Annotated in this window: 15 protein-coding genes and 2 pseudogenes; 8 read left to right on the forward strand and 9 right to left on the reverse strand. The window is 68.2% G+C overall.

Annotated elements, in window-relative coordinates:
* Positions 1–112: 112 nt before the first annotated feature.
* Both WFK98_RS03710 and murB read left to right on the forward strand, forming a co-directional pair.
* Positions 113–1,384, forward strand: coding sequence for a chloride channel protein (locus WFK98_RS03710; protein WP_266339950.1), 1,272 nt, complete (start codon positions 113–115; stop codon positions 1,382–1,384).
* Between the two features lie 72 nt (positions 1,385–1,456).
* Positions 1,457–2,467 carry a UDP-N-acetylmuramate dehydrogenase gene (murB, locus tag WFK98_RS03715; protein ID WP_336799316.1) on the forward strand — a complete coding sequence of 337 codons (1,011 nt, stop codon included), beginning with the start codon at positions 1,457–1,459 and terminating at the stop codon, positions 2,465–2,467.
* Between the two features lie 168 nt (positions 2,468–2,635).
* Here murB and WFK98_RS03720 read toward each other — a convergent pair whose 3' ends face one another.
* The 4 genes and pseudogenes from WFK98_RS03720 to WFK98_RS03735 form a co-directional block, all read right to left on the reverse strand.
* Positions 2,636–3,565: a pirin family protein gene (locus WFK98_RS03720; RefSeq protein ID WP_336799317.1), complete on the reverse strand. Its 930-nt coding sequence runs from the start codon at positions 3,563–3,565 to the stop codon at positions 2,636–2,638.
* 113 nt (positions 3,566–3,678) lie between these two features.
* Positions 3,679–3,927 (reverse strand): exodeoxyribonuclease VII small subunit, encoded by a 249-nt coding sequence (locus tag WFK98_RS03725; RefSeq protein ID WP_266339798.1) that lies wholly within the window; start codon positions 3,925–3,927, stop codon positions 3,679–3,681.
* A 71-nt stretch (positions 3,928–3,998) separates the two neighbouring features.
* Positions 3,999–4,595, reverse strand: a pseudogene (locus WFK98_RS03730) (histone deacetylase family protein); the annotation flags it as partial.
* 261 nt (positions 4,596–4,856) lie between these two features.
* Positions 4,857–5,498 (reverse strand): annotated as a pseudogene (locus WFK98_RS03735) (enoyl-CoA hydratase-related protein); the annotation flags it as partial.
* A gap of 206 nt (positions 5,499–5,704) precedes the next feature.
* Here WFK98_RS03735 and WFK98_RS03740 point away from each other — a divergent pair.
* Positions 5,705–6,691 carry an L-threonylcarbamoyladenylate synthase gene (locus tag WFK98_RS03740; protein WP_420909643.1) on the forward strand — a complete coding sequence of 329 codons (987 nt, stop codon included), beginning with the start codon at positions 5,705–5,707 and terminating at the stop codon, positions 6,689–6,691.
* Positions 6,692–6,704: 13 nt separating this feature from the next.
* Here the strand turns inward: WFK98_RS03740 and WFK98_RS03745 are convergent, their stop codons facing one another.
* Both WFK98_RS03745 and WFK98_RS03750 read right to left on the reverse strand, forming a co-directional pair.
* On the reverse strand, positions 6,705–7,688 hold the full coding sequence (locus WFK98_RS03745) for a DnaJ C-terminal domain-containing protein (protein WP_266339801.1): 984 nt from the start codon (positions 7,686–7,688) through the stop codon (positions 6,705–6,707).
* A 112-nt stretch (positions 7,689–7,800) separates the two neighbouring features.
* The gene (locus tag WFK98_RS03750; protein WP_336799318.1) at positions 7,801–8,226 is read right to left on the reverse strand and encodes an RT0821/Lpp0805 family surface protein; all 426 of its coding nucleotides are present in this window, start codon (positions 8,224–8,226) and stop codon (positions 7,801–7,803) included.
* 153 nt (positions 8,227–8,379) lie between these two features.
* On the opposite strand from WFK98_RS03750, the gene pdxH reads away from it, so the two are divergent.
* The 4 genes from pdxH (at position 8,380) to WFK98_RS03770 (ending at position 10,939) form a co-directional block, all read left to right on the forward strand.
* A complete protein-coding gene (gene pdxH, locus WFK98_RS03755; protein WP_336799319.1) occupies positions 8,380–8,982 on the forward strand; it encodes a pyridoxamine 5'-phosphate oxidase in 603 nt (200 codons plus the stop codon).
* The gene (locus WFK98_RS03760; protein ID WP_336799320.1) at positions 8,979–9,608 is read left to right on the forward strand and encodes a TetR/AcrR family transcriptional regulator; all 630 of its coding nucleotides are present in this window, start codon (positions 8,979–8,981) and stop codon (positions 9,606–9,608) included. Before pdxH ends, WFK98_RS03760 begins: the two co-directional genes overlap by 4 nt.
* A gap of 126 nt (positions 9,609–9,734) precedes the next feature.
* Positions 9,735–10,406, forward strand: coding sequence for an MFS transporter (locus tag WFK98_RS03765; RefSeq protein ID WP_336799321.1), 672 nt, complete (start codon positions 9,735–9,737; stop codon positions 10,404–10,406).
* Entirely contained in the window at positions 10,403–10,939 is a 537-nt protein-coding gene (locus WFK98_RS03770) for a hypothetical protein (RefSeq protein ID WP_336799322.1), read from the forward strand. Before WFK98_RS03765 ends, WFK98_RS03770 begins: the two co-directional genes overlap by 4 nt.
* A 30-nt stretch (positions 10,940–10,969) precedes the next feature.
* On the opposite strand, the gene tldD is transcribed toward WFK98_RS03770, so the two are convergent.
* Together tldD and WFK98_RS03780 are read right to left on the reverse strand one after the other, a co-directional pair.
* Positions 10,970–12,394, reverse strand: a complete 1,425-nt coding sequence (gene tldD, locus WFK98_RS03775) for a metalloprotease TldD (protein WP_336799323.1) — start codon at positions 12,392–12,394, stop codon at positions 10,970–10,972.
* An 81-nt stretch (positions 12,395–12,475) separates the two neighbouring features.
* Positions 12,476–12,832 (reverse strand): lysozyme inhibitor LprI family protein, encoded by a 357-nt coding sequence (locus WFK98_RS03780; protein ID WP_336799324.1) that lies wholly within the window; start codon positions 12,830–12,832, stop codon positions 12,476–12,478.
* Positions 12,833–13,036: 204 nt separating this feature from the next.
* On the opposite strand from WFK98_RS03780, the gene WFK98_RS03785 reads away from it, so the two are divergent.
* A complete protein-coding gene (locus tag WFK98_RS03785; RefSeq protein WP_266339808.1) occupies positions 13,037–14,308 on the forward strand; it encodes a 3-phosphoshikimate 1-carboxyvinyltransferase in 1,272 nt (423 codons plus the stop codon).
* 88 nt (positions 14,309–14,396) lie between these two features.
* On the opposite strand, the gene WFK98_RS03790 is transcribed toward WFK98_RS03785, so the two are convergent.
* A complete protein-coding gene (locus WFK98_RS03790; protein ID WP_336799325.1) occupies positions 14,397–15,008 on the reverse strand; it encodes a pyridoxamine 5'-phosphate oxidase family protein in 612 nt (203 codons plus the stop codon).
* Positions 15,009–15,014: the final 6 nt, after the last annotated feature.

Here is a 15,014-nt window from a genome sequence, read left to right on the forward strand (position 1 = left end):
CGCCTGCATCGCGGCGGCGGGCATCCGTGCCTGTCGCCAGGACTTTTGCGCGCCGCTCGTCCGGCGCGCCGAACGATGGACGGATGACAGCGTGCTGCGACAGCGACGGTTCATGCGCCGGCCCCGGCGGCTCTGGCTTTCGACCACGATCTGGCGCCGGCGCCTCGTCTTCTGGCTGGGAGCGCTGGCGACCGGCCTCGTCAGCGTCGCCTTCGCCTATAGCGCCGACTGGAGCCAGTCGGTGTTCCACCGGCTGCTGGGCTTTGGCTGGTGGGTGCCGCTCGTTCTGACGCCACTCGGCTTCCTCGTCTGCGCGCATCTCGCCCGCACCGTGTTTCCCGGTTCGCAGGGCAGCGGCATTCCGCAGGCGATCGCCGCCCGCCACCTGACCGACCCGGCGAACCGCGATAAGCTGCTGTCGCTGCGGGTCGCCTTCGGCAAGATCCTGCTGACCCTGATCGGCATAGCCTCGGGGGGCTCGATCGGCCGCGAGGGGCCGACCGTGCAGATCGGCGCGTCGATCATGCTGAAGGCCGGCGAGATCGGCCGGATGGGGCGCGAGCGCGGGCTGATCCTCGCCGGCTCTGCCGCCGGCATCTCGGCCGCCTTCAACACGCCGCTAGCCGGCATCGTCTTCGCCATCGAGGAAATGAGCCGATCGTTCGAGCTGCGTACAAGCGGCCTCGTCCTCTCCGCCGTCATCATCGGCGGCCTCGTCTCGCTCGGCCTCGTCGGCAACTACAGCTATTTCGGCTCGACCTCGGACATCGTCGTCGGCCTGCAGGGCTGGGTGCTCGTCGCCGCCTGCGGCATCCTCGGCGGTGCGGCCGGGGCGCTCTTCTCCAGCCTGATGCTGCGCGGGACGCTGGCGCTCCGGCGCTGGAACTCGGCCAGGCCGCTGCCACGCACATTGCTGGTCGCCGGGCTCTGCGGTCTTGGTGTCGCGCTGATCGGCATCGTGACTGGCGGCATCAGCTTCGGCACCGGCTACGAGCAGGCGAAGATCGCCGTCGAGGGCGGCGTGCTGCCCTGGTATTTCGCGCCGGCCAAGCTCGCCTCGACCCTACTTTCCTCGCTTTCGGGAATTCCGGGCGGTATCTTCGCGCCGTCGCTGGCGGTTGGAACCGGCGTCGGCAGCCTGATCGGCGTGGCGCTTGGCGGCCCCGCCGGCATCGCGGCGCTGCTCGGCATGGCGGGCTATTTCGCTGGCGTGGTGCAGGCGCCGATCACCGCCTTCGTCATCATCCTCGAAATGACCGGCGACACCTCCAACGTTATTCCGGTGATGTGCGCCTCGGTGATCGGCTATGGCGTCTCCCGCATTCTCGCCCCGGAATCGCTCTATCACGGCCTGGCAAAGGGCATGCTCCGCGACATGCGCTAGCGGGCGGTCGACGCCGCCGCAGCAATCCGTCATAGGAAGGCATGTTTCGCTTGCCTTCGCCGCAGGATGAGAATGCACGAGATTCTGACCGACTATCCGCTCGACGCCTGCAACAGTTTCGGCTTCCACGCCCGCAGTCGCTATGCGGTCGAGATCTGCTCCGAGGCCGATCTCGTCTCGGCGCTGGCCGATCCGCAACTGCGGAACCTGCCGCGCCGGCTCCTCGGCGGCGGCAGCAACATCGTGCTGAGCGCGGACTTCGATGGCGTCACCCTGCTGATGCGCAGCGCCGGTCGCCGGCTGGTCGAGGCGAGGGAAGACGCCTGGATCGTCGAAGCCGCCGCCGGCGAGACCTGGCACGATTTTGTCCGCTGGACGCTCGCCCAGGGCTATCCTGGGCTCGAGAACCTGGCGTTGATCCCCGGCACCGTGGGGGCCGCGCCGGTGCAGAACATCGGCGCCTACGGCATCGAATTGCAGGATCGCTTCGAAAGCCTGCGCGCCTTCGACATCGAGACCGGAGAGTTCGTCGCCTTCGGCGGGGATGACTGCGCCTTCGCCTATCGCGACAGCGTCTTCAAACATCATCCGGGCCGCTATGTCGTCACCGGCGTGCGCTTCCGCCTGCCGCGTCCCTGGCAACCGGTGCTGACCTATCCCGACATTGCCGCGATCTTCGCCAATGCCACCGACGCCAGCCCGCAGGCGGTGTTCGACGAGGTCGTCGCCGTGCGCGGGCGAAAGCTCCCCGATCCGGCGGTGATCGGCAATGCCGGCAGCTTCTTCCAGAACCCGATCGTCGCGGCGGCGAAGCACGAGGCGCTGAAGGCGGACTATCCGAAGCTCGGCGGCTATCCGCAGCCCGACGGTCAGGTCAAGCTTTCGGCCGCATGGCTGGTCGAGCAGAGCGGCTTCAAGGGCATCCGCCTCGGCCATGTCGGCGTCTATGACCGCCACGCGCTGATCCTCGTCAATCACGGCGGCGGCTCGGCCGCCGAGATCACCACCCTGGCGACGCGGATCAAGGACGGCGTGCTGGAAAAATTCGGCGTGCAACTGGTCGAGGAGCCGGTGTTCCTCTGAGGGACGCAGGCCAGGGTAGACGGTTGTCTCCACAAGCTCGCCGTCATCCTCGCGCAGGCGAGGATCCATGCAGCCGAAGCCTGCCGAGCACGAAACGCCTTTTAACCCGGCTGAATGGTTCCCGGGTCTTCGCCCGGGATGACGCCGAGCGTAGGGTGAGATTTCGCCCTACGGCCCTTCCGGCAGGGGAATGAACTCGCTTTCGTCCCCAAAGACCTTGTCGAAGCGGCCTGACTTCCAGTCGTTCTTGGCCTGCTCGATGCGCTCCTTCGACGAGGAGACGAAGTTCCACCAGATGTGGCGCGGCCCGTCCATCGGCGCGCCGCCGACCAGCATCAGCCGCGTCGGCGCGCGGGCGGTCAGGCTGATCCGGTCGCCGGGACGCAGCACCAGCAGCCGACCCGCCTCGAACACGTCGCCCGCGATCTCGATCTCGCCCTCGAAGATGTAGAGCGCCCGCTCCTCATGATCGGCGTCGATCGGCAGCCGGCCTCCCGGTTGCAACAGCACGTCGGCATAGATCGTGTCGGAGAAGGTTTTCACCGGCGAGGTCTCCCCATAGGCGGAGCCGACAATCAGCCGGAGATCGACGCCGTCGCCGGTAATCACCGGCAGGTCGGCGCGGGCATGGTGATGGAAGACTGGGGCGACCTCTTCCTGGTCCTTTGGCAGCGCCACCCAGGTTTGCAGGCCGCCGATCCGCCGGTCGTTGGCGCGGCGGCGGAATTCCTGGCTGGAGCGCTCGGAATGGGCGATGCCGCGGCCGGCGGTCATCCAGTTCACGTCGCCCGGCTGGATCGCCTGTTCGACGCCGGTCGAATCGCGGTGGATGATCTCACCATCGAAGAGATAGGTGACGGTCGCGAGGCCGATGTGGGGATGCGGCCGCACGTCGAGCCCTTCGCCGGCCGGAAATTCGCCGGGGCCCATCTGGTCGAGGAAGATGAAAGGCCCGACCATGCGCCGCTTGATGGTCGGCAGGGCGCGCTTGACCGCGAAGCCGCCAATATCGACGGAACGCGGCACGACGACGAGTTCGATGGCGTCGGCCGAGGCGGCGTCGCCGAAAACCGGGTCGATGTCGGGCAAGCGGCTCATGGCAATCTCCTTCGCGTTCGGTTCGCACCGATAATGGAGAGGCGCAGTATCAGCCGAAAGGCGCGGTCGCGGCGACGGATTGTTCAGCGAACGGGCCCGCGCACGCGTCGCCGCTATTCGACGTCGAGCGGCTCGGTGCCGGTCGCCTGGCCGTTGCCGCCAGTGCGGATCTTCTCGACCTTGGTTTCGGCCTGCTTCAGCAGCGCCTCGCAATGCTTCTTCAGCGCCTCGCCGCGCTCGTAGATCTTGATCGATTCCTCGAGCGGGACGTCGCCGCGCTCGAGATGGCCGACGATGGTCTCGAGCTCGGCCAGGGCCTTCTCGAAGGAGAGGCCATCAAGGGCGGTCTGGACGTCGGACATGAGCGGGTCTCCGGATTTGCGCGGCCAACCTTTTCGGCCAAAGGGCGTCGTGATGCAAGCCGTGCCGGGCGTCAGCCGGCGTGCATCAACGCCTCGACGTGGACAGCGGTCGAGGCGGCGAGCGCCTTCAGGTCATAGCCGCCTTCGAGGATGCTGACGATGCGGCCATGCGCGTGGCGGTCGGCCAAATCCATCAGCCGGTCCGTCGCCCAGGCGAAGTCCGCCTCGACGAGTTCGAGCTGCGCGAGCGGGTCACGCGAATGGGCGTCGAAGCCGGCCGAGATGATGACGAGTTCCGGCGCGAAGCGCTCCAGCGCCGGCAGGATGGAGCCATCGAAGGCGGCGCGAAAATCCTCGCCATCGGCGCCCGGCGCCAGCGGCGCGTTGACGATGTTGCCGGCCCCCCTCTCCGAGGCCGCGCCGGTGCCGGGATAGAGCGGCATCTGGTGCGTCGAGGCATAGAGCACGGAGGGATCGTCCCAGAAGATCGCCTGCGTGCCATTGCCGTGATGCACGTCCCAGTCGACAACTGCGACGCGCCCGACGCCGTGGCCGCGCTGGGCGTGGCGAGCGGCGATCGCCGCCTGGTTGAAGAAGCAGAAGCCCATGGCGCGGTCCGGCTCGGCATGGTGGCCGGGCGGACGCATGGCGCAGAAGGCGTCGTCGGCGGCTCGGAGGTCGTCTTCGACTATGCCGAGATCCCGGACAAGCTCAGCCTGCTGCAGCGGCTCGCCTTCACGACGCTCGCCGGCCGCACCGCCAGCCTCGGCGAGCCCTTCGTCACCTTCTTCAAGCCCGACGATCTGGCCGCCCGTCTGACGGCGCTCGGCTTCTCCGCGATCGAGGACCGCACGGGACCGCAGCTCGGCCAGCTCTATCTGCGCGATTTCCTGGTCTATGCGGGCCAGCACCTCGCGCCGGTCGCCGCGCATCAGGCGGCGGGTCATGCCGGCCGATTCCATCGAGCGGCCGGCGAGCTTGCGCGCGACCGCGAGCGCCGCCCGTTCGACGTCGTCCGCCGGCACGATGCGGTTGACGATGCCGGCCTGGTAGGCGCGCTCGACGTCGAAGCGTTCGCCGAGCACGAGGAATTCGAAGGCGCGCTGGTAGCCCATGACGCTGGCGCCGAGAAGGGTCGCCGCGCCGGTCGGGATCAGGCCTAGCTCGACGCAGTTCGATTCGAAGGACGACCACTCGCTGGCGACGACATAGTCGCAATGCAGCAGGATGGCGGCGCCGATGCCCATCGCCAGGCCGTCGACGGCGGCGATCAGCGGCTTCTCGATGGTGGCGAGCGTCTTCAGGAAGCGGACGATGCTCTCGTCGATGCGTCCTTCGTCGGCGAACTGGATCAGCTCGCGGAGATCGTTGCCGACGGAAAATACGCCCGGCGATCCCACCATGACGAACGCCTTGTTGCGTCCGTCGCGCTCGCCAAGCACCAGAGCATCGGAAATCGTGGCCAGCATCTCGGCCGTCAGCGCGTTCTGAGTTTCCGGTCTGTCGAACCGAATGACGGTGATCCCGCCCTTCGCTTCGATGCTGATCGGCAAACTCATGCTTTCGCTCATCCGTCCCGCCTTCCCCTGCAGCTTTGGGGGAGGAGCATTGGACAGGTACTGTCGCGAAGTAAAGTGTATGTTCAAAAATGCCTACAAATGCGGCGGTCCGGCGCCGGGGCCAAGTGTCGCCCGGACGTGGCGTCGATTCGGCTTGACTGGCCGGCCGTGGCGGTCCTTCTGGCCATTTCCACAGCAATTGGTTCCTGGAGGCCGGCTTGGCCACGCAACTTTCCGCCAATATCCGTCCGGCCGAGGACCCCGCAGCCCTGCGCGAAGCGGTCGCAGCCCTGGAGGCGGGACAACTCGTCGGCATGCCGACCGAGACCGTCTACGGCCTGGCGGCGGACGCCACGAATGGCGAGGCGGTGGCCCGAATCTACGCCGCCAAGGGGCGCCCGAGCTTCAACCCGCTGATCGCGCATGTCGCCGATCTCGAAGCGGCGGAGCGGCTCGTCCAGTTCGATCCGGTATCGCGCCGTCTCGCCGAGGCCTTCTGGCCGGGTCCGCTGACGCTGGTCCTGCCGAAGCGCGCCGAGGCCGGCGTTTCCGATCTCGCCACGGCCGGGCTCGATACGCTTGCCGTGCGCATGCCGTCGCATCCGGCGGCCCATGCGCTCTTGAAGGCGTTCGGGCGACCGGTGGCGGCGCCGAGCGCCAATCGCTCGGGCCATGTCAGCGCCACCACGGCGGCGCATGTCGTCGCCGATCTCGGCTCCGCCGTCTCGATCGTGCTCGACGCCGGCCCCAGCCATGTCGGCGTGGAATCGACCATCGTCGCGGCGACCCCGACCGGGCTGGCGTTGCTCAGGGCAGGCGGCCTGCCGCGTGACAAGATCGAGGCGGTGGCGGGCATGTCCCTTGACATCGTCGACCTCGCCGATCCCGAGGCTCCGACGGCGCCGGGACAATTGGCGTCGCACTATGCCCCCGGCGCGATGGTCCGCCTCGATGTCGGGACGGTCCTGCCGGGCGAGGCGCTGCTCGCCTTCGGCCACAGCCTGCCGCCGGGCGCCGACAAGGCGGCCGTGACGATCAATCTGAGCCCGCGCGGCGACCTGATCGAGGCGGCCGCGCGACTGTTCTCGGCGCTTCGCGAACTGGACGGCAAGGCCGCCACCATCGCGGTCGCGCCGATCCCGACGACGGGCCTCGGCGAGGCGATCGTCGATCGCCTGCGCCGCGCCGCCGCGCCGCGCCCGTAGAAGGGCAGGGGGATTATCCCTCGAACTCGGGACCGCGCGCCGTATAGAACTTCTTGTCGCGCCAGCGATGCATCATCGCCTCGAACTCGGGATCGATTTCGGTCGGCAGCATGATCTTGAGCGCGACCAGCAGGTCGCCATTGCCGCCGACGGCGGTCGGCAGGCCCTTGCCCTTCAGCCGCATGACGCGGCCGCCATCGGAATGGGCGGGAATCGTCATCGTGCCGGATCCGGTCAGGGTCGGAACCCGCACCTTGGCGCCGAGGACGGCCTCGTCGAGCGTCACCGGCAGATCAAGGCGCAGCGCGTCGCCATCGACCTTGAACAGCGGATGCGGCACGAACTCGACCGTCACCATGGCGTCGCCGGACTGGCCGCCCGTCGGGCTTGCCCAGCCCTGGCCGCGCAGCCGGATCACCCGACCCGGCCGGGTGCCGGCGGGAATGGCGATTTCGAGCGTGCGGCCGGTCGGCAGTTCGACGCGCACCTTCTCCTCGCGCGCGATCTGTTCCAGCGTCACCGCGACGGTGGCGGAAACATCCTCGCCGCGCGAACGGGCCTGCGACGAGGCGCGCGAACTGCTCGAGAATCCGCCGGTCTGGCCGCCGCCGCCGAAGCCACTGAAGCCGCCGCCCTGGCCGGCGAAGCCGCCGAAAATGTCGTTCAGTATGTCGTCGGCGCCGCCGCCGCTCGACGACCAGCGGAAGCTGTGCGCGCCGGAGCCGGCGCTGGCACCGCCGCGCGGGTCGAAGCCCTCGAAGCCTTGGAAGCGCGGCTTGCCCTCGGCATCGATCTCGCCGCGGTCGAACTGACCGCGCTTGTCGGCATCGCCAAGGATCTCGTAGGCGGAATTGATCTCCGAGAACTTCTCCTGGGCCTTGGAGTCGTCCGGATTCTGGTCGGGATGGTGCTTCTTGGCGAGACGACGAAACGCCTTCTTCACCTCGGCCGCCGTCGCCTTCTTGTCGACGCCGAGCACCTGGTATGGATCACGCATGGGAAACCCCCTCTAAGGGCAGGATTCGTCCCGGCCCAAATGGCGGCACCGGAACTCTCCATAACATAGGGAGGCTAGGAATTGATTCCAATCGCCTCGAATCGCTCGAACTTTAGAGAAGCGCGCTGTCTTCGGGAACGACTTCGAAGAGCTGCCACATGCCATCCGGCGCGCGGCAGGCATCGCCCTTGTAGCGGCGGATGCCGCGCACGTCGCTGACGGTCAGCGCAAAGGGGCGGCACTGGCGGCCGTCCGGCTCGGCATGGGCGGTGCGGACCGGCGACAGCGTGCCGTTCGAGCCCGTGTCGGGATTGGTCCAGTCGATCATCTCGCCATTGGCGGCGGCGGAGATGAAGGTGGAGGCGGTGAGGCGGATATGCTCCCAGTCGGAGGGAGCCACGGCCTCGACGACGCTGCGTTGCGGCGGCGTGGCGGCCGTCGTCGCGGCGGGGGCGATCGAGCCGGTGGTCGTGGTGTCGATGTCGGGCTCCGGGCCGCCCGGCGTCAGGCCGCAGCCCGCCAGTCCTGCGCACAGCATGATCGGTCCTATTCGGCCAATCATTCGCATTCCCGGTCGATCCCGTCTTGTCTGGTCATTTGCCGTCCGGTCGATGTATGTCTTTCCCGTAGCAGCACGAATGATCCTCGGCGGACGCCCTGCGGATCGCAGCATCGGAAAAGATGATTAAGGATGAGTGACTTCACCGCCGCGACGGATCCGTTCGCCCTTTTCGCCACCTGGCTGATAGAGGCCGAGGCTTCGGAGCCGAACGATCCGAACGGCATGGCGCTCGCCACCGTCGACGCCGACGGCCTTCCGGACGTGCGCATGGTGCTGATGAAGGATTTCGACGAGAGCGGGCTCGTCTTCTACACCAACTATGGCAGCGCCAAGGGACAGGAGATCCTCGCCAATCCCAAGGCGGCGGCGCTGTTCCACTGGAAGAGCCTGCGTCGGCAAGTTCGTGTTCGCGGCCCCGTCGAGCCGGTGACCGATGCCGAGGCCGACGCCTATTTCGCGACCCGGCCGCGCCATAGCCGGCTCGGCGCCTGGGCCTCGAAACAGTCGCAGCCGCTCGAATCCCGATTCGCGCTGGAAAAGGCGGTCGCGGCGCTGGCGGCGAAGCACGCCGTCGGCGAGATTCCGCGTCCGCCGCACTGGTCCGGCTTCCGCATCAAGCCGACGCAGATCGAGTTCTGGAAGGACGGCGCCTTCCGCCTGCACGACCGCGTCGTGTTCCGCCGCGAGGTTCCGGGCGAAGGCGGATGGAGCCGCGAACGGCTCTATCCATGACGGCGACCCCGCCGGCGCTGGCCGCGCGGCGGCGTCGGCGTAGCGCCGCCGAGACGCAGGCCGAAATCCTGGCCAGGGCGGAGGAACTGTTCCGTTCCGCCGGCTATGCCAAGACCTCGATCGCCGACATCGCCGCTTCGCTCGGCATGTCGCCCGCCAATGTCTTCAAGCACTTCCCCTCCAAGATGGCGCTCGGCGACGCGATCGGCGCCATCCATCTCGGCCTGATCGAACAGGCCCTGACGGCGATCCCGACCGCACTGCCGCCGGCCGAACGGCTTCGCCGCTTCGGCGAGACCCTGCTCGCCGGGCACCTCCGCAACATGGAGGGCAATCCCTATGTCTTCGACCTCGTCGTCCAGGGCCTGGAGACGGAGGCGGAAGAAATCCGGGCCTTTCATGCCTGGCTGAGCGGCGCGGTCCGCTCGATCGTCGAGGCGGGCATGGCGGATGGCAGCTTCGCTGTCGCGGACGCGGCGACGACGGCGCGCGTCGTGCTGAATTGCCTGGAAGGCGTCACCCATCCACTGCTCCTCCGTCAGCTCGACCAGCCTGCCCTGGCGCAGAGGCTGGCGGAAATGCTCGATTTCCTGATCGCCGCGCTGCGGAAGCTTCTTGATAAGTGACGAAATTGCGATTACGTCACTTCAGGCTTTGAGGACGGATACCCGGAACGGGCGCTGATCCCTTGGCAAGGATGATCGGCGCTTCCGATCCCACCTACGGCCGGATGGCCGTTCCGGATGACCCTGATGCTGAAACCGAATTCAGTCGCCTTCACGGTGCTGCTGGCGGGCCTCGCCGCCATGGCGCCGATCTCGACCGATATCGCCCTGCCGGCCTATGGCGCGACGGCCGAGGCCCTCGGCACGACTCAGGCGGCGGTCGCCGTCAGTCTCAGCCTTTTCATGATCGGCTATGCGCTCGGTCCGCTGCTGCACGGCCCGCTTTCCGAGCGTTTCGGCCGGCGTCCGGTGCTGGTCGCCGGATTGCTGGTCTATCTGGCGAGTTCCGCCATCTGCGCGCTCACGCCGACGCTGTCGGTGCTGCTCGCCGGCCGGCTGGTGCAGGGCTTCGCGGCGTCCTCCGCCTCGGTGCTGGCGCTCGCCATCGTCCGTGATCTCTATGAAGGCATGGAGGCGCGGCGGAAGCTCTCCTACGTGATGCTGATCCTCGGCCTGATGCCGATGATCGCGCCGACGCTCGGCGCGATCATCCTCGTCAGCTTCGGCTGGCGCAGCGTCTATGTCGCCATGGCGGGCGCCGGCCTCGTGCTGCTCGCCGCCGTCATCTTCGGCTTTGCCGAGAGCATCCGGGCGCGCAATCCGAATGCGCTGGCTCCGCGCCATCTGCTCGCCAGCTATGGCGAGGTGCTGCGCCATCCGACCGGCTTCGGCTACTCGGCGCGCTCTGCTTCGGCGTGATGTTCTCGTTCATCTCCGGCTCGTCCATGCTGTTCATGGACGTGCTCGGCGTCTCCGCCGCGACCTATGGCTATCTGTTCGCGATCCCCGTGCTCGGCATGATGGCCGGCACGATGGCGAACAGCCGCCTGGTTGGCAGGGGCGTCAGCGACGGCAGGACGATGGCGGCCGGTTTCGCCATCATGCTGGCGGCCGTCGCGCTGCTCCTGGTCGTCAGCCTGACGGGGATGCTCAGCGTCTGGCTGGTCGTGGCGCTGCTGATCGCCAGCAATTTCGGCACCGGGCTGATCCTGCCCAACAGCTCGCACCGCGCGCTGCAGCCGATGCCGCATCTCGCCGGCTTTGCCTCGGCCGTGCTGAATTCGGCGCAGATGGCCGTCGGCGCGATTTCGTCCGCCATCGTCGCCGCGCTGGTGCCGGTTCTGGGTGGCAGCGCCATGGCGATCAGCATGGCCGGCTTCGCCGTCGCGGCCTGCGGCCTGTTCGTGGTGCTGTCGCGGATCGAGCCCGAACCCGCTCGCGCGGCGGGCTGATCCTTTGCGAGGCGTGGAGGGGCGCGGCGATCAGGTCGCCGTGCCGCCCACCGTGATCTGGTCGATGCGGATGGTCGGCTGGCCGACGCCGACCGGCACGCCCTGGCCGCTCTTGCCGCAGGTGCCGATGCCGAGATCGAGCGCCATGTCGTTGCCGACCATGGAGACGCGCTTCATCGCGTCCGGCCCGTTGCCGATCAGCATGGCGCCCTTCACCGGCGCGCCGATCTTGCCGTTCTCGATTCTGTAGCCCTCGGTGCAGGCGAAGACGAACTTGCCGCTCGTGATGTCGACCTGGCCGCCGCCGAACGCGACCATGTAGAGGCCGTTCTTTACCGAGCCGAGGATCTCGGCCGGGTCGTCCTTGCCGCTTTTCATGATCGTGTTGGTCATGCGCGGCATCGGCACATGGGCATAGGACTGCCGGCGACCATTGCCGGTCGGCTTCATTCCCATCAGCCGCGCGTTCTGGCGGTCCTGCATGTAGCCGACGAGGATGCCGTCCTCGATCAGCGTCGTCGCCTGGGTCGGCGTGCCCTCGTCGTCGAAGGAGAGCGAGCCGCGCCGGTCGAGGATCGAGCCGTCGTCGACGACGGTGACGCCGCGGGCGGCGACCTGCTGGCCCATCAGGCCGGAAAAGGCGCTTTCGCCGCGACGGTTGAAATCGCCCTCGAGGCCGTGGCCGACCGCTTCATGCAGCATGACGCCCGGCCAGCCGGGGCCGAGCACGACGTCGAGGGTGCCGGCAGGGGCGGGGACGGCCTCCAGATTGACCAGCGCCTGGCGCAGCGCCTCGTCGACGGCGTGATGCCAGCTGTCGCTGGCGACGAACTGGCCGAAGCCCTCGCGCCCGCCCATGCCGTAGGAGCCCTGTTCCTGGCGGTCGCCTTCGCCGGCGATGATCGAGACGCTGACGCGCACCAGCGGGCGGACGTCGCGACGATAGACGCCGTCCGGCCGCAGGATCTCCACCACCTGCCACGAGCCGGCAAGCGAGGCGCTCACCTGGCGGACGCGCGGATCCCGGCTCCGGGCATAGGCGTCGATCGCCTCCAGGAGCTTCACCTTTTCGGCGAAGCTCGGGCTGCCGAGCGGGTTCTCGTCGGTATAGAGGATGCGGTTGGTGCCCTGCGGCGGCTCGGCCAGCGTGCCGGCATGGCCGCGCTTCACCGAGGCGACGGCCTCGCCGGCGCGGCGGATGGCGTCGAGCGAGACTTCGCCCGCATGCGCATAGCCGACGGCTTCGCCGGCGACGGCACGGAGCCCGAAGCCCTGGCGCGTGTCGAAGCTCGCGCCCGACAGGCGGCCATTGTCGAAGACGAGGCCCTCGGACTGCGCGTATTCGAGATAGAGTTCGCCATCGTCGGCGCCGGAGAGCGCCTCGGCCACGACGGTTCGCGTCTCGTCGCGGTCGAGGCCGGCGCGCGCGAGAATGGAAAGATGTTCATCGGCCATGGCAAGCTCCGGAATTCAATCTGAAGTGCAGAAATAGGAGATCGCGCGCGCTTTCGCACCCCCTTGCCGATGGGCCAGTGCCTATTGCTGGCCGGCGAGCGCGTCCATGGCCAGCGAGATCTCGGCCCTGAGCGCGGCGATGCGGGCGTCGTAGACCCGGCCGAGACAGGCGGTGTCGCCGCCGCAGGCGGCGCGGAGCTTGAGGAAATCCGCCGCGGCGTCGCGGCGCGCGGCATTGGCGCCCATCAGCATCGGCACCTTGTTATACGCGAACCAGAGCGCCGCCATCTCGGTATCGCGTTCCGAGAGCGTCGGATCCTGGCAGATGGCGATCTCGTCCGGCGCGGTTGCCTTGGCGCAGTTGAAGCTGGCGGCGTGCGCGGGAATCGCCGCCGTCAGGCCGAGGCTCGTCAGGATCAGGAGGGGGAAAAGTTTCATGACGATGCACCTTTGCTGGAATGGGCGGAGATTGATCCGACGCCGGGAGCTTGTCGAGGACCATCCTTGCGCCGTCCCCCATTGCCTTTCGCCCCCCGAATGGCCCATACGCTGCGGCACGGAACACAGGACGGAAAACGCTGGCCGGCACGCTCTTCGAAGAGTCTGCTGCGCCGCGACCCGCCGAAAGAGGATGGAAAGAGCATGGCGACGGCATTCGGTCTGGACAGGCAGGCATTGACGATCATCCCGGTGTCCGGCCCGCTGAACGGCCGCGTCACCCCACCCGGGTCGAAGTCGATCACCAACCGCGCGCTGCTGCTCGCGGCGCTCGCCAAGGGCACCAGCCGACTGACCGGCGCGCTGAAGAGCCTCGACACCAAGCTGATGGCCGGCGCCCTGCGCGCCATGGGCGTCACGGTCGACGAGCCCGACGACACGACCTTCATCGTCACCAGCACCGGCCGCCTCAACCCGCCCGCGGAGCCGCTGTTCCTCGGCAATGCCGGCACGGCGATGCGCTTCCTTTCGGCGGCGGTGACGCTGGTCGAGGGAACCGTCGTCGTCGACGGCGACGCGCATATGCGCAAGCGGCCGATCGGCCCGCTGGTCGAGGCGCTGCGCTCGCTCGGCATCGACGCCAGCGACACCGGTGGCTATCCGCCCGTCACCGTGCATGGCAACGGCGCCTTCGGGACCGGCCGCGTCGAAATCGATGGCGGCCTTTCGAGCCAGTATGTCTCGGCGCTGCTGATGGCGGCTGCCTTCGGCAACGGCCCGATCGAGGTGGCGCTGACCGGCAGCGAGATCGGCGCGCGCGGCTATGTCGACCTGACGATCGCGGCGATGCGCGCCTTCGGCGGCGTGGTCGAGCAGATCGACGCGGCGAGCTGGCGCGTGCAGCCGACCGGCTACCGCGCGACCGACTTCGTCATCGAGCCCGACGCCTCGGCCGCCACCTATCTCTGGGCGGCGGAAGTGCTGACCGGCGGCAGCATCGATCTCGGCGTGCCTTCGGACGCGTTCACGCAGCCGGACGCCAAGGCGCGCGAGGTGATCGCCATGTTCCCGAACCTGCCGGCTGTCATCGACGGCTCGCAGATGCAGGACGCGGTTCCGACCATCGCCGTGCTCGCCGCCTTCAACAACACGCCGGTGCGCTTCGTTGGCATCGCCAATCTGCGCGTCAAGGAATGCGACCGCGTTTCGGCGGTGGCGACCGAGCTGTCGCGCATCCGGCCTGGGCTCGGCACGGAGGAGGGCGACGACCTGATCGTCGCTTCCGATCCCTCGCTCGCCGGCCAGACGCTGCCGACCCAGATCACCACCTATTCGGATCACCGCATCGCCATGAGCTTCGCGCTCGCCGGCCTGAAGATCGGCGGCATCACCATCCTCGACCCCGGCTGTGTCGCGAAGACCTATCCGACCTACTGGGAAGCGATGCAGGGCCTCGGCGTGAAGCTGGAGGCCTGAGGGGCACCCTTCAGGACTCCAATGCCCTCCTTCGAGGCCCGGCTTTGCCGGGCACCTCAGGATGATGATCGAGTTCTGGGAAGCAGCCTCAGTAGAGGCTGGTCGCGTAGCGGGCGAGCATCTCGGCCTGGGTTTCGGCAGGCTCGCCGGAGCGCGTGTGGTCCTTGAGCATCTCGCCCATGGTCGGCAGCAGGCCGCGGTCGATCCGGCTTTCCTCGGCCCAGAGCTTCGAGCGCATCACCGCCTTGCCGCATTGCAGGTAGGCCTCGCGCACCGTGATCACCAGCACGGTCGCCGGCACCTTGCCTTCGGCGATGTGCGCGGTGCGCAGCGCGAGGTCGTCGTCGATCGCCGCGACGCCGTTGACGCGCAGCGTCTCGTCGACGCCGGGGATCAGGAACAGCAGGCCGACGCCCGGCCGCTCGACCAGGTTGGCGAGGGAATCGATCCGGTTGTTGCCGACGCGGTCGGGGATGACGAGCGTCTTCTCGTCGGCCACGCCGACAAAGCCCGGATGGTCGCCGCGCGGCGTCGCGTCGCCGAGGCCGTCCGGCCCCTGCGTGGCGATGACGACGAACGGCGACAGCGCGATGAAGGACCGGCAGTGCCGGTCGATGTGGTCGAGCTGCTTGGCGACGGAGCGCGGCTTCGGCGCTCCATAGATGGCCCGCAGCGTTTCCATCGTCTCGATGCGGGCCATGATGGT

The sequence above is a fragment of the Kaistia sp. MMO-174 genome (genome assembly GCF_037147815.1).
In the GTDB taxonomy this organism is placed as follows: domain Bacteria; phylum Pseudomonadota; class Alphaproteobacteria; order Rhizobiales; family Kaistiaceae; genus Kaistia; species Kaistia nematophila.

Excerpts from the sequence above, each read along its gene's own strand:
- WFK98_RS03725 (WP_266339798.1), bottom strand. The coding sequence starts at position 3,927 with ATGTCCGACGTCCAGACCGCCCTTGATGGCCTCTCCTTCGAGAAGGCC.
- WFK98_RS03750 (WP_336799318.1), bottom strand. The coding sequence starts at position 8,226 with ATGCTGTGCGCAGGACTGGCGGGCTGCGGCCTGACGCCGGGCGGCCCG.
- murB (WP_336799316.1), top strand. The coding sequence starts at position 1,457 with ATGCACGAGATTCTGACCGACTATCCGCTCGACGCCTGCAACAGTTTC.
- pdxH (WP_336799319.1), top strand. The coding sequence starts at position 8,380 with ATGAGTGACTTCACCGCCGCGACGGATCCGTTCGCCCTTTTCGCCACC.
- WFK98_RS03790 (WP_336799325.1), bottom strand. The coding sequence starts at position 15,008 with ATGGCCCGCATCGAGACGATGGAAACGCTGCGGGCCATCTATGGAGCG.
- WFK98_RS03760 (WP_336799320.1), top strand. The coding sequence starts at position 8,979 with ATGACGGCGACCCCGCCGGCGCTGGCCGCGCGGCGGCGTCGGCGTAGC.
- WFK98_RS03785 (WP_266339808.1), top strand. The coding sequence starts at position 13,037 with ATGGCGACGGCATTCGGTCTGGACAGGCAGGCATTGACGATCATCCCG.
- WFK98_RS03765 (WP_336799321.1), top strand. The coding sequence starts at position 9,735 with ATGCTGAAACCGAATTCAGTCGCCTTCACGGTGCTGCTGGCGGGCCTC.
- WFK98_RS03720 (WP_336799317.1), bottom strand. The coding sequence starts at position 3,565 with ATGAGCCGCTTGCCCGACATCGACCCGGTTTTCGGCGACGCCGCCTCG.
- WFK98_RS03745 (WP_266339801.1), bottom strand. The coding sequence starts at position 7,688 with ATGCGTGATCCATACCAGGTGCTCGGCGTCGACAAGAAGGCGACGGCG.
- WFK98_RS03710 (WP_266339950.1), top strand. The coding sequence starts at position 113 with ATGCGCCGGCCCCGGCGGCTCTGGCTTTCGACCACGATCTGGCGCCGG.
- WFK98_RS03780 (WP_336799324.1), bottom strand. The coding sequence starts at position 12,832 with ATGAAACTTTTCCCCCTCCTGATCCTGACGAGCCTCGGCCTGACGGCG.
- tldD (WP_336799323.1), bottom strand. The coding sequence starts at position 12,394 with ATGGCCGATGAACATCTTTCCATTCTCGCGCGCGCCGGCCTCGACCGC.